The sequence below is a fragment of the Pectinatus brassicae genome (assembly GCF_014201835.1).
GTDB classification, from domain to species: Bacteria; Bacillota; Negativicutes; order Selenomonadales; family Selenomonadaceae; genus Pectinatus; species Pectinatus brassicae.
Window position 1 is genome coordinate 1 of record NZ_JACHFH010000036.1, and the last position, 13172, is coordinate 13172.

At 34.5% G+C, this 13172-nt stretch carries 14 protein-coding genes; 8 read left to right on the forward strand and 6 right to left on the reverse strand.

Features of this window, described 5'->3' with window-relative positions; all coding sequences use genetic code 11:
• Positions 1 to 246: IS200/IS605 family transposase (gene tnpA, locus HNR32_RS11350; RefSeq protein WP_183862751.1), on the reverse strand; the 246-nt coding region annotated here is incomplete at its 3' end.
• A gap of 337 nt (positions 247 to 583) precedes the next feature.
• Here tnpA and HNR32_RS11355 point away from each other — a divergent pair.
• Positions 584 to 1753 (forward strand): MFS transporter, encoded by a 1170-nt coding sequence (locus HNR32_RS11355; protein WP_231038096.1) that lies wholly within the window; start codon positions 584 to 586, stop codon positions 1751 to 1753.
• Between the two features lie 51 nt (positions 1754 to 1804).
• Here HNR32_RS11355 and HNR32_RS11360 read toward each other — a convergent pair whose 3' ends face one another.
• From HNR32_RS11360 to HNR32_RS11370, 3 genes are all read right to left on the reverse strand, one after another.
• Positions 1805 to 2221, reverse strand: a complete 417-nt coding sequence (locus tag HNR32_RS11360) for a DUF805 domain-containing protein (protein WP_183862753.1) — start codon at positions 2219 to 2221, stop codon at positions 1805 to 1807.
• A 406-nt stretch (positions 2222 to 2627) separates the two neighbouring features.
• Positions 2628 to 3026, reverse strand: coding sequence for a pyridoxamine 5'-phosphate oxidase family protein (locus HNR32_RS11365; protein WP_183862755.1), 399 nt, complete (start codon positions 3024 to 3026; stop codon positions 2628 to 2630).
• Between the two features lie 117 nt (positions 3027 to 3143).
• Positions 3144 to 3521 (reverse strand): winged helix-turn-helix transcriptional regulator, encoded by a 378-nt coding sequence (locus HNR32_RS11370; protein ID WP_183862757.1) that lies wholly within the window; start codon positions 3519 to 3521, stop codon positions 3144 to 3146.
• A gap of 161 nt (positions 3522 to 3682) precedes the next feature.
• Between HNR32_RS11370 and msrB the strand changes: the two genes are divergently transcribed.
• The 4 genes from msrB (at position 3683) to HNR32_RS11390 (ending at position 8015) form a co-directional block, all read left to right on the forward strand.
• The gene (msrB, locus tag HNR32_RS11375; protein ID WP_183862759.1) at positions 3683 to 4657 is read left to right on the forward strand and encodes a peptide-methionine (R)-S-oxide reductase MsrB; all 975 of its coding nucleotides are present in this window, start codon (positions 3683 to 3685) and stop codon (positions 4655 to 4657) included.
• A 242-nt stretch (positions 4658 to 4899) separates the two neighbouring features.
• On the forward strand, positions 4900 to 6288 hold the full coding sequence (locus tag HNR32_RS11380; protein ID WP_183862761.1) for an aspartate ammonia-lyase: 1389 nt from the start codon (positions 4900 to 4902) through the stop codon (positions 6286 to 6288).
• A 146-nt stretch (positions 6289 to 6434) separates the two neighbouring features.
• Entirely contained in the window at positions 6435 to 7334 is a 900-nt protein-coding gene (locus HNR32_RS11385; protein WP_183862763.1) for a sirohydrochlorin cobaltochelatase, read from the forward strand.
• Between the two features lie 78 nt (positions 7335 to 7412).
• Positions 7413 to 8015, forward strand: coding sequence for a hypothetical protein (locus HNR32_RS11390; protein WP_183862765.1), 603 nt, complete (start codon positions 7413 to 7415; stop codon positions 8013 to 8015).
• A gap of 46 nt (positions 8016 to 8061) precedes the next feature.
• Here the strand turns inward: HNR32_RS11390 and HNR32_RS11395 are convergent, their stop codons facing one another.
• Positions 8062 to 8592, reverse strand: a complete 531-nt coding sequence (locus tag HNR32_RS11395) for a hypothetical protein (RefSeq protein WP_183862767.1) — start codon at positions 8590 to 8592, stop codon at positions 8062 to 8064.
• Positions 8593 to 8689: 97 nt separating this feature from the next.
• Positions 8690 to 9901, reverse strand: coding sequence for a PucR family transcriptional regulator (locus HNR32_RS11400; protein WP_183862769.1), 1212 nt, complete (start codon positions 9899 to 9901; stop codon positions 8690 to 8692).
• A 201-nt stretch (positions 9902 to 10102) separates the two neighbouring features.
• On the opposite strand from HNR32_RS11400, the gene codA reads away from it, so the two are divergent.
• The 3 genes from codA (at position 10103) to HNR32_RS11415 (ending at position 13162) form a co-directional block, all read left to right on the forward strand.
• Positions 10103 to 11335 (forward strand): cytosine deaminase, encoded by a 1233-nt coding sequence (gene codA, locus HNR32_RS11405; protein ID WP_183862771.1) that lies wholly within the window; start codon positions 10103 to 10105, stop codon positions 11333 to 11335.
• Positions 11336 to 11389: 54 nt separating this feature from the next.
• Positions 11390 to 12802: a cytosine permease gene (locus HNR32_RS11410; protein WP_183862773.1), complete on the forward strand. Its 1413-nt coding sequence runs from the start codon at positions 11390 to 11392 to the stop codon at positions 12800 to 12802.
• A gap of 141 nt (positions 12803 to 12943) precedes the next feature.
• Positions 12944 to 13162, forward strand: coding sequence for a hypothetical protein (locus HNR32_RS11415; protein WP_183862775.1), 219 nt, complete (start codon positions 12944 to 12946; stop codon positions 13160 to 13162).
• Positions 13163 to 13172: the final 10 nt, after the last annotated feature.

Sequence of the window (13172 nt, forward strand, 5' to 3'; positions counted from 1 at the left end):
TTTATAAGCATTAATAAATTTACTAAGTTCGCTTTTGGGTTGTGCTGTAAACATGATATGAACATGATCTTTATCATGATTCCATTCATCTATGGTAATTCCATATTTTGGACTAATGTAGTCAAATATTCTTCTAAGTCTCTCAGAAATATCATCATTAATTACCTTGCGACGATATTTCACAACCAAAACGAGGTGATAATACATCAAGAAAACTGAATGTGCATTATGCTGTAATTCTCTCATTATAAAGATACTCCAATCATTTCGACTGATAATATTATAGCATGAGAAAATTATACTTACAATATTAAAACCGTGGCGATTCATCCCACCACTTTAGAAGTGGGGGAATTCTCGCCACAATATGTTAAATTTTTTATTATATATATATTGCAATAAATATTTTTTTGACTATAATATCTATTAGAAAATAAAATTTAATACTATGAAGTGAGGATGTTATGAACGAACTACTGGAATTATTCATTTATTCCGCTGATGATACTAAGTCAAACAAAAATAGTATCACTTACCTATCCCAATCCTTAAATGATATTAGCTATATTGGGAGGGAATTTTAATGTCCTCAATCGTAATGCACAATTCAGTGCATTCATATACGAGTAATTGGCATCAAAATGCAGCACGAGCTGCTTTTTTTATCGGTGGCTTCGGAGCAGCCGCTTGGGCTCCACTAGTTCCATTACTCAAGAATCGTCTAATGATTAATGAAAATATCATGGGATTACTATTATTATGCATTGGTATGGGATCTCTTATCACAATGCCAATTTCTGGCATTATCGCAGCCAAATTTGGTTGCCGCAAAGTAATTGTAACAGCTTCGCTTTTATACGCTTTTTTACTAATACTCTTAAGCGAAGTAACTACGTTGCCTGCTACAGTGGTAATCTTAATATTATTTGGTGCTGCTATGGGCATGATTGATGTAACTGCCAACATTCAAGCTTTAAGCATTGAAAGAGCTATTGGACATAGATTGATGTCAAGTATGCACGGTTTTTGGAGTGTCGGTGGATTTTTAGGCGCCAGTATTTTTGGTCTATGGATTGATATTGGGCTTTCCCCATTTCAAGCCACTCTTTGTGCCGCAATAATCATGATAATTACGTTAATCCCTTTTATTCGCTATTTATTAAATAATGGCGGTGATTCATCTTCCCGGGCTCATTTCGCCTTTCCGCGAGGAATTGTAGCACTTATTGCTGTTATAATCTGCATCTCATTTTTGGTTGAAGGTTCCATTATGGATTGGGGTGGTATTTATTTAACAACTATCCACGGGCTTGATATATCACTAGCTGGAACAGGTTTTGCGCTTTATTCTGGTGCTATGCTGATAATGCGTTTAACTGGTGATTGGCTTTTAAGAAAACTTTCTACTACACTTATCATTTTTGGTGGTATGCTTTTAACTATTGTTGGTTTTCTGCTTATTATTGCTTCCTCTTGGCAAATTTTGCTATATTTGGGCTTTTTCTTAATTGGCGGTGGTTTTGCTAATGTTGTGCCTGTATTTTATTCACTACTGGCAAAACAAAAAGCCATGCCTTTGACTACAGCAATCTCAGCCGTAAGTACATTCGGTTATCTTGGTATACTTATGGGACCTGCAGTAATTGGTTTCATTGCTCATCTCACCAGTCTTATAAGTGCATTTACAATGCTTGTCGTATTATTAATTATAGAAATATTTATAGCAAATTACGTTTATAAAAAAATGGCATAAATAAATCCCTCTTACACCGATTTTTAATATCGATAGCAAGAGGGATTATTTTTATTTCGTTTCAGCAGGCTGTAAACCATATTTGTTATCATCTTGAGAGGGCTGCACAAGGTAATATAATAAAACTATGCTGCCAATGAGCGGAATACAGCTTATAAGCTGCCACCAGCCGCTTTTGCCCATGTCATGTAAGCGCCGAACATTAAGGGCAAAGCCTACAACAGTAATTATCAATGCGATTATCACAAGAAGAACCGTTACTATTATTACTAATGTCATCATTTCCAGTTCTGCTAATGCAGCACAGGCTATTATGTAAATAAATTCCAATGCCATGCCAATAATATACAAAATTAATATCCCCAGCCAATATTCACTGCGTGATGAACGCCCGGAAAATTTAAATAATTTTGTTTTCAATCTGTGCCATGCATCAACTAAATTTAGTGGTTTTACTTTTTCTTCCATTTTATCTCCATTGTATTCTTATATTAAAAGCATCTCTAATAATACAATAAACTAATAATTACTTCAAGTAATAAAACAATTTGACAAATTTTATCATCTATACTATAATTTAGTTGATAATAAATATCATTTAAGCTTAAAAACTTTTCCTATAATAATATCCCAAATAAAAAAACTTCTCATTATCGAGAAGTTTTTTTATTATATTCGCAAAATATTATTTGACAAATGAAATTTTCCATGTTAATATGTATTTAATGATAATGATTATCATTCCTCTTTTAACTCTCCAATAATATGTATTGTATGATTCACTACCAGCCGCTAATCACTATGATTAGCGGTTTTCTCTATGAAAAAAACAGCTATTGCTTTTCACAATAACTGTTAATATTACTTATACCTCTTAAACTGTTAATTCTTTTTTATGACCTGTCATGTCCATGCAATAAGCTTTAGCATTATCTAATGCAAAAATTTCAAATTTACCGTCATCAACAGAATACATATTACTAAGCATTGGCATTATATCAAGTGCTTTTTGCTGTGATTCTTTATTAGTGCAGGAAATAAACTTACCAGATAAACGCAATGTATTATACTTATCATCAATACAAGTAATTTCTACTTTAGGATTTTTTTCCATTTGTTTATACATATCTTTTTGATTAGATGTACAAAAGGCTAATTTGCCTTTATATTCCATTACAAATCCTAATGGACGGACATGAGCCTGATTATCATCGCCAACTGTAGCCAAATAAAACACTTTATTGTCCTGCAAAAATTTCAACACTTCACTCATATTTACCGACTCCCTTTTAATCAATATTGTACAATATAATTTTAATACTTTCTAAAATTTATACAAGTACGCAGTTTTTACTGACAAAGTATTGTACACCATACCATTAATTATATCTTACTTTTCTGCCTGACAGTTTTCACATAATGATAAGTTATCTGCTTCTTGATGCATATTCTCTATTCCCCATTCAGCAAGACTTTCTAGTGGTTTTAATAGACTTTTTCCTTTTTCTGTTAGTGTATATTCCACATGCGGTGGCACCTCATTAAATTGTTTACGGCCAACCATGCCTGACGCTTCCATTTCTTTTAATGATTGCGTAAGCATCATATTAGTTATCTCTGGCAGACGTTTTTTTATATAATTAAAACGATAGGGCTCGCCGCTGGACAAAATACAAATAATCGGCAATTTCCATTTACCACCGACAATACCAAGCGTATATTTTATTGGACAGAGCAACTTTTCATCAGTTTCATTAATTTTATTCATAATAGCCTCACATTAATTCTCTATATTATCGTCATCCTAGCACAATGTACCAGCTAAAGTCAATTTTAACTATTATTTTATATAGGCAGGATGATTATTACATTGCGCGAATATAATAATCATTAATTGAAAATATTTTATATTTATTACGGGAGCAAACAATGATTAATAATAAAAATATACAGGAAATTTACCTTGCCGGCGGTTGTTTCTGGGGAATACAGGCTTTTGTCGATAGACTTCCCGGTGTAGTAAATACAAGCGTTGGTTATGCCAATGGAAAATTAGAAAATCCTAGCTATGATGAGGTTTGTACTGATTTAACCGGTCATGCTGAAACAGTAATGGTAATGTATGATACTAATATTATTTCTCTTAATACTATATTAACATGTTTTTTTGCTGCTATTAATCCTACTACTCTTAATTATCAAGGTCCCGACCATGGCACCCAATACCGTAGCGGTATTTTTTATAAAAATCCTGCCGATAAAAAAATTATTGATACAATTATAACTCAGCAGCAAAAAAAACATGCTGTGCCAATAGTTACTGAAATACTGCCACTTAACTGTTATTATACGGCTGAAGAATACCATCAAAAATATTTAGAAAAAAATCCGCAGGGTTATTGTCATATTGATCTTGCTATATTAGACAAACTTTCCACAGGTAAATTTCAATCAGCAGACAATAGTTATCATAAACCATCCTCAAATGAAATAAAAAACAAGCTCACTAAAGATCAGTATTATGTAACACAATCCTGCGGTACCGAGCCCCCCTTTCATAATGAATATTGGGACAATAAACAAAAGGGAATTTATGTTGACATTGTCACTGGCGAACCACTTTTTGCTTCAACCAATAAATTTGATTCTGGCAGCGGCTGGCCAAGCTTTACAAAACCGATAAATACAGATGCCATAACTACAGCAGTTGATAACAGTCTTAGTATGGAACGTGTTGAAGTAAAAAGCCGCTATGGTCAAAGCCATCTTGGACATGTCTTTCCTGATGGTCCTAAAGAGTACGGTGGTATGCGTTATTGCATAAACAGTGCATCTCTAAAATTTATTCCCTTAGATGAAATGGCTGCATCCGGCTACTCTCAATATATTAATATAATAAAATAATTTACCTTCTACTAAAACTTTGGATTATTTTGTGCACAAAATACAAAAAAATACAAAAAAATTAGTCTTAAAAAGTGTTGCATTAAAGTTCATTTTAAATTATTATATACGTATGTTAAGCGTCACTGACATTAACTAAAAACTTAATTTATAACAACTGCAACGGTGCATGTAATTTTTACATGTGCCGTTTTTTATTTATTTTTAACTATGTATTCTTTATACAAAACAGGAGGATAACAATGAGATCTGAACATGATTTTTTAGGTGAAATGACAGTTCCTGATAATGTGCTTTATGGTGTACAAACAATGCGTGCTGTAGACAATTTTCAAATTACTGAGCAAAAACTCGATACTGATTTTATCACCTCAATGGCTAAAGTAAAAAAAGCTGCCGCTTTAGCTAATATGTCTACCGGCCGACTTGATAAAAAAATTGGTACAGCTATTACACAGGCTGCCGATGAAATCATCGCTGGCAAACACTTAGCAGAATTTCCCGTAGACCCAATTCAAGGCGGGGCTGGAACTTCGATTAATATGAATATGAATGAAGTACTTGCTAACAGAGCGCTAGAACTTATTGGTGAACCAAAAGGTGCCTATGATATTATTTCTCCTAATAACCATGTCAATATGGCTCAATCAACAAATGATGTATTTCCTACTAGTATAAAAATATGTATTCGTTTAAAGACAAGACGTCTTATGACTGCCCTGGGACAAATGGCCTCAGAACTTGATCACAAAGCAATAGAATTCAAAGATGTATTAAAAATGGGACGCACTCATTTACAGGATGCTGTTCCTATAACTTTAGGACAGGAAATGGGAGCTTATGCCAGTGCGGTACGCCGCGGTATTAAAAGAATTGAACTTGCTGCTGAAAACACCGCCGCTGTAAATATGGGTGCCACCGCGGTTGGTACTGGATTAAATGCACAGCCGCTGTATATAAGCAAAGTCGTAAAATACCTAAGTGAAATTACCGGTGAAAAATATTTTACAGCTGATAATCTGATAGATGCGACCAACAATGTTGATGTGCTTGCTGATGTATCTGGTGCCATGAAAGTAACCGCTTTAGTATTAATAAAAATTGCCAACGATTTTCGCCTGATGGCATCAGGCCCTCGCTGCGGTTTTAATGAAATACAGCTGCCGGCACGCCAGCCAGGTTCCTCGGCAATGCCTGGTAAAGTAAATCCAGTCATTGCCGAGGTTCTTGACCAAACCTGCTACCAAATAATCGGTAATGATTTGGCAGTAAGCCTTGCTGCTGAAAACGGCCAGTTTGAGCTTAATGTCATGGAACCGGTAATGGCCTTTAATATCTTAAATTCCATGCGCTATATGACTAATGCAGTTAATACCTTCTATGAAAAATTATTGCTGCATGTAAAAGCTAATAAAGTTCAATGTGAAGACTGGCTTGATAAAAGCGTGGGGATTGTTACTGCTCTCTTGCCACATATTGGTTATGAAAACTCTTCTCAACTGGCTAAAGAAGCCTATCAAAGTAACCGCCCGGTAAAGGAATTATTAAAAGAAAAAGGCTGGCTCACAGATGAACGTATCCAGCAAATCCTTACACCGGAAAAAATGACTCATCCTGGTATTACCGGCTGATAAAGTTAGTTAATGTTTTTTCATATATAAATAGAGCAGTAAATAAACTTCTAGCTAGTTTATTTACTGCTCTATTTTTTTCTTATCTTTTTATACGCCTTATGCTAAAATTAAACTATATTTTTATAATACAAAGGAGCATTAAATTGCCTGATAATAAAACATCTCACTCTATAAAAAAATTTACTCAAGTCGGTATCCTGGTGCATTCAGAAGAAACCCTGCAGCATCTGCCTAATAAAGATGCTATCCTAGTTCTAAGTTTTGGTACTGCCCAAAAAGAAGCTCGTGAAAACTCAATTGAAAATATTGTTAACATGATACAAAAAGCTCAGCCAAATACTAAAGTAGCATTAGCCTTTACTTCAAATATGATAATAAAAAAATTAAAAAAAGACGGCATCAACTATGATACTCCCCCAGAAGCTATGGAAAAGCTGCTGGCTGCTGGCTATACCCGCATTGCCCTTATCAGCCTTGATATCATTCCTGGCATTGAATACTGCTATAAACAGGATATTTTCCAGCATTATAAACATCGCTGCAAAAAAATAACTTTGGGAACACCACTTTTATATTGGATGGGACAACAGGATAAGCCTGACGATATTAAAAATGTTTTAGAACACTTTTTCACTAAGCATCCGATAATTACTAATAATAACTTTGATGCCATACTGCTATTTACCCATGGAACATTACATCCAGCCAATGCCTATTACTCGGTAATGCAGCAGCGTCTTAAAACAATGGGTAAAAACAATATATTTTTATATACGGGTGAGGGACATCCTGAGCTTACTGATATAATACCACTATTGCAAAAAAATAATTATAAAAATATTTTATTGCTGCCATTTCTCATTGTTGCCGGACTCCACGTATATGAAGATATGACCGGCTCAGCTGATTCTCATAAAGCAAAACTAGAACAAGCTGGTTTTAATGTTACTGCCTATATGCATGGACTGGGCGAAAATAAGACAATCTGCAATTATTTTGTTGGGCATGCTTTGGCTGCTTATAAGCTACTATTAAAAGACTAATTGCAAAAGTTGACAAAAAACTTCTGCTTTGTTACTGTTAAACAATAAATTAAACAGTATCTATTTAAGGAGATTTTGATGGAACAACAAATGATGCATGCTATTTTGGCTGAGCCCGGCAAAGACCCTGAAATCATACTTTTGCCAACAGAAGGACTTCAACATGAAGAGGGGATCCGTGATGTGCTTGGAGGCAATTACGGTGCAGTTGAATTCTTTAAAATACAAGATGGCATTTCCCTATTTATCTTAATAAATGATTTAAGCATTGTCCTTGGGCATAAACCTAACCGCCGTTTTCCTGCCCCCGACGAAAAACAGATAATCTTCGGCAAAGCTATATTTATTGCTGCCTATAATGGAGAAATCGAAGATAAAGAAGGCACTATCGATATGCCGGAAAATATCTGCAATATGTTTATTGAACAAATAAAACTTAATTTCCCGATGTGCAAAGGTACAGAAAAACCACGTAAATCACAAACTATATATTATGATAATAAAGACCAGGAAAATGAGCGGGCTTATATTTGGAAGGAAATAAAAAAACCTGAGCAATTAGGTGAATCCATGAGCGCTGGCCGCGTTACCTTTTATGGTCAGGACAGTCAGCAGATAATGGAAATAAATGAACGGTTCTTTAAAAAAGTCATACTAAAAAAACAACCAAAAACTAATTAATATTGAAGAATAAAAAACGCCAGCAATGCCGGCGTTTTTTATTCTTTTACAACATATGCACTATGTAAAAGAAAATCAATATATAAGCAAATCTTCTATGGTATTTGCGCATCCATTTGTATTTATTTATATTCATCCCTAAAATCAGCATTATTAATAATGATATTCCAGCCATTATTCCTGCTATTATTGAAAAATTATAATGTTTTATCCCACCCGTTATCATAAAACCAGCATGTAATAAAACTACATAAAACATACTAATGCCTAAAACCGGATGCAACAAACCACTATATAATATTAATTTTTTAGGAAATATTTCATTGTTCATTGGTATTTTTATATTTTTTTTCTTGATGTATATATATAGTTCTCGGGCTACATAGTATATTAAACATCCTACCCCTAAAATTACCGCTATATTACCTATAAATTTCCCAATCTGCCGATAATGTAGTGATATTTCTGTTATTTTTATAGCTTCAAATATAATAATTGCTATAACAATTTCTATACTGTTAAGCAGCAAATAATGGTTTCGCAGCCTAAGCAAATTATTATATAATAATTTTTCCATACAATCACATCCTTATTATTAAATTGTAAACAATATCATTCTGTTTATAATTTCTCATTGCTATGTGATTATCCTGCTGATAGTTTAACAATAAATCCTATTTTTTATTTACAAATGACAAAAAATATTTTATCCACAAAGCCTGCCGATATTTTTCACAAACTTCTTTATCAGCCAGTGACTCCTGCATTATTTCCTCAATCTTTTTTATGCGGTAAATCAAGGAATTTCTATGTATATATAATTGTTTAGCTGTTTTTACCAAATTCCCATTTTCTTCCAGATAAATTTGTAAAGTCTTTAATAAATCACTATGATTTTCTTCATCATAAGTTAATAGTGGCAAAAATGTTTTTTCACAAAATTCTTCCATGATACTTCTATCATTAACTTCATATAAAATTTGATAAAATCCCAAATCATCATAAAGTACAATATTTTTATTTTGGTTAATGGCAAATGCATTAGCCCGCATTGCTTCCAACTGACTACACTGCATTTTTGTTAAAACAGAATGTGCCCTTCCAACGCTGATAAAAACATGCGGATTATCTAAATTATACTTAATATATTCGTATATTTTATGCAGCATCTCGTTTAGCTGAGTATATTCTTTTGCCGGCAATAACAAGATAAGCCTATTGCCATTTATAAGTCCTGGCAAATGCCACTTGTTTTTTCGGCAGATAGTATCGACCACCCCCTGCAAATATTCCATATAGGTTAACGATTGTTTTAATAATAATTCATCATTTTCACCAAAAGCTTCCTGTAAATTTTCCAAGGAAATAATTGCTATACGCTGTACGCCACTGATGTCATAATGATATAGTTTTGCCTTTGTCTGCAAGGCCTGCTCATTACCGATCTTAGCTGAGAGAAGTTCCAGCATAAGCTCATTGGCAAACTGCATCCTAAGCTTATCTTTTATGATAAAACTGCTAATTTCCTCAGTAACTTCCAGCAATGGCAATTCATACGGCATTTCAAATAATGGTAAATAATATCGATCAGCCTTATCTATCATTTTTTTTAATTTTATTTTTTTATCTGCTTCTATTAATAAAACAATGCCCGCTAGATTTTTTTTATAGCCTTCCTGTAACAAATTAAGCAGCTGTTCTTCATTGCAGCCCAAGTCCTTAATAGAGACAAATACAAGTTCGCCGCCACGAACCCACTTATCTATCGTATTGGTAAGAGTAACATATGGACAGCGTACTATCTTATCAAGACCATCAGCCCCGCCCAATAACTTTAAATTATGAAAAACATCAAGCTCCAATAGATCAAAACATCTGACTGCCATTAAAATTTATCCTCCATAATTTTAACTATTACGCCTAGTATATCACAAAGCTATCTCAACCCCATACAGCTTTAATGACATAATTTGGTCATTTAGTACAATTAAGCATGAATTTTCTTGTATTATTTATACGATGCTATAAATAATAAATATATTTATACTAAAAAAAGATAAATACACTATAAGAAGGATGGTGAATTTATGTTAATAAAAAATTGCAAACTACGCAATAAAGATGGGCTTTGGAATATTAGCATAAAAGATGATAAAATCAAGCAAATAACTACAGATATTTTACCAGATGAAGCAGAAACAATTGATGCCGCCGGACACTTAACAAGTGCTCCCTATGTTGAACCGCATATTCATTTAGATGCAGTTTTTACTGCCGGGCAACCACGTTGGAATGAAAGCGGTACCTTATTTGAAGGAATTGAACTTTGGTCAGAGCGAAAAGAACAAATCTCTATAGCTGATGTTAAGGAACGCGCTAAAAAAGCAATCAATTTACAAATATCACAAGGTATACAGTTTGTACGCAGCCATGTAGATACAACTGATTCTGAGCTTACTGCACTAAAGGCTCTACTAGAAGTAAAAGAAGAAGTAAAAGATCTTATTGACTTACAATTAGTGGCATTTCCTCAGGAAGGTATCTGTTCTTATCCTAATGGCCGTGAATTAATGGAAGAAGCCGTAAAACTTGGTGCCGATGTGATCGGTGCTATTCCGCATTATGAATTCACACGCGAATATGGTATTGAATCACTTAAAACAGCTTTTTCACTAGCTGAAAAGTATAATCGACTCATAGATATCCACTGTGATGAGATTGATGACCCTGAATCTCACTTTCTAGAAACAGTTGCCACTTATGCTTATGAATCAGGTATGGGCAGTAAGGTTTCCGCCAGTCATACTACTGCTATGCATTCTTATAATAATCCTTATGCCTGTAAATTATTTCGCCTGTTAAAATTAGCGGGCATCAACATCATCTCCTGTCCTACCGAGAATATTCATTTGCAGGGACGTTTTGATACTTTTCCGAAACGACGCGGCATAACCCGTGTAAAGGAATTATTAGAAGCAGGCATCAATACCGCTGTTGCCCAGGACTCTATTATGGATCCTTGGTATCCACTTGGTACCGATAATCCTTTACGTGAAGTTGACATGTGCATACATGCCTGCCAGATGATGGGTTATCATGACATTATTAATTCTTTCGATTTAGTCACTGCCAATGCTGCCCGAGCTCTGCATTTAGATGATTATGGCATTAAAGAAGGCAATACGGCAAATCTTATTATTGTCAATGCCGACAATGAGTTTGAAGCTATTCGCAATCTCTCCCCGGTTCTTTATTCAATTCGACAGGGAAAAATTATTGTCGAACGTATTCCCGAAAAGCTAAAGATGCAATCTATTTAATTTTGACAATGAGGTCATGAATATTTTTCATGACCTTTTTTAGGAGGACAAAACATGAGCGACACTTATTGTAAACAAAATATCTCGACAGATACTATTTCCCGCCAAGATGATCCCGCACATAAAGAATACAGTGCCGTTGAACCCGTGCCTATGAATAAACGCACCATTACCGGCCTTGATATGTTTGCTACCTGGGTTGGTGCCAATGCCAATAACGGTACATGGTATGTAGGCGGTGTCATTGCCGCTTTATGTTTTATCCCATCACTTTATGTCACAATAATAGCTAATCCTATTGCCTATATTATAATGGCTTTAGTTGGCTATATTGGCTATAAAGTTGGGATTTCTACCATGGCTCTGACTCGTATCACGTTTGGTGTTAAAGGCAGTATAATTCCTTCCATATTAAATACTATTCAATTTATTGGCTGGACCGCTGTAAATACTTTTATTGCCGCTATATCCGTAAGCTTCCTCTTGCATGATATATTCAATCTACCTGTATTCGGACAGCCGGGCGGTAATACTACCATGCTTATCGGTATCGGCATAATGAGCATACTTCATCTTATTTCCATTGCTACCGGTCATCGTTCCGTAAAAATTGTGGAACGGATTGGTGTAGGCCTTATTATTTTATTAGTCATCTGGGAAACTATTGTTATTTTCCAGCAGGTTTCCTTTGAACAAATTTTAGCTTGGCGCCCACCACCTGATAAAGCACTGCCTTTTGGTTCAGCTATTGACATAATGGCTGCCTTCAGTTTAGCTTGGACTCCAGCTATTGCGGAATTTACGCGTTATTGTAAAAGCAAAACCGCTGCTACCTGGATGCCAATGCTTGGTGCCAACGTTGGTTTGTTTTGGTTCACCTTAATCGGCAGTATCGTAACTATCGGTGTTGCTATTTCTACCGGTACTTATGATCCCAATAATTCTGATCCTAGTGCTATCGTAAGTAAACTCGGTCTTGGTGTACTGGCTTTTCTTGTAATAATCATAACCAGCACAACTGCCAATGCTATAAATCTCATGGCATCAGGTATCTCCCTAACAAATATAATTCCTAAATTAAAAGCACTGCCGGCATTATGGCTCGTTACCTTTATTGCCGCTATTGTTACCGTAGTTCCATTATATATAGGCTCATTCCTTGAATTATTTATAGTTTTTCTTGATTATATTGGTATGGTTTTTGGCCCGATATTTGCCATCGTCATAACTGATTACTATTTATTGAAAAACAAACAGCAAAATACCAGCGAGCTCAATAAGAAAAACGGCCGTTATTGCTTCTCCAATGGCTTTAATCTTAAGGCTGTTATTGTTTGGGCAGTCGGTGTTGCTTTATTTTTACTGCTTAGAAATACATCATTTATCAGCAGTTATACTGGTGCTACTTATCCTGTCATGCTAATAACCGGCATTTTATATTATTTTGCCGCTAAAAAAACTGCCTGATAAGCAGTCGCTAAAAAGTATCGTTTCCTTTGGGGACGATACTTTTTTTGTTATGAGTATTATTTATAAATTTTACATTTTCTCTGCAAGTAAAGTATAATAATAAATAACATATATTTATTTTTATTAGGAGATTTTATCATGGCTGTTAATATATTTCGTTTTATAAAACTAATCTGTGCCCTATGCATCCTGGCATTTATTGCTTTTTCCTGGATTACTATTTACGCAGTAAGCGCTTCACTATTTACAAAAATAACAACTTATGCTGATTACTGCGGTATAATTACTGCCACCATCATAGTTATTGCTATTGTCTTTTTAATCATCCGCAGTGTCCGGAAATTCATGAATAATTGAGGTGACAAAT

Coding starts and splice junctions, on each gene's coding strand:
- HNR32_RS11355 (WP_231038096.1), top strand. CDS start 584: ATGTCCTCAATCGTAATGCACAATTCAGTGCATTCATATACGAGTAAT.
- HNR32_RS11360 (WP_183862753.1), bottom strand. CDS start 2,221: ATGGAAGAAAAAGTAAAACCACTAAATTTAGTTGATGCATGGCACAGA.
- HNR32_RS11365 (WP_183862755.1), bottom strand. CDS start 3,026: ATGAGTGAAGTGTTGAAATTTTTGCAGGACAATAAAGTGTTTTATTTG.
- HNR32_RS11370 (WP_183862757.1), bottom strand. CDS start 3,521: ATGAATAAAATTAATGAAACTGATGAAAAGTTGCTCTGTCCAATAAAA.
- msrB (WP_183862759.1), top strand. CDS start 3,683: ATGATTAATAATAAAAATATACAGGAAATTTACCTTGCCGGCGGTTGT.
- HNR32_RS11380 (WP_183862761.1), top strand. CDS start 4,900: ATGAGATCTGAACATGATTTTTTAGGTGAAATGACAGTTCCTGATAAT.
- HNR32_RS11390 (WP_183862765.1), top strand. CDS start 7,413: ATGGAACAACAAATGATGCATGCTATTTTGGCTGAGCCCGGCAAAGAC.
- HNR32_RS11395 (WP_183862767.1), bottom strand. CDS start 8,592: ATGGAAAAATTATTATATAATAATTTGCTTAGGCTGCGAAACCATTAT.
- HNR32_RS11400 (WP_183862769.1), bottom strand. CDS start 9,901: ATGGCAGTCAGATGTTTTGATCTATTGGAGCTTGATGTTTTTCATAAT.
- codA (WP_183862771.1), top strand. CDS start 10,103: ATGTTAATAAAAAATTGCAAACTACGCAATAAAGATGGGCTTTGGAAT.
- HNR32_RS11410 (WP_183862773.1), top strand. CDS start 11,390: ATGAGCGACACTTATTGTAAACAAAATATCTCGACAGATACTATTTCC.
- HNR32_RS11415 (WP_183862775.1), top strand. CDS start 12,944: ATGGCTGTTAATATATTTCGTTTTATAAAACTAATCTGTGCCCTATGC.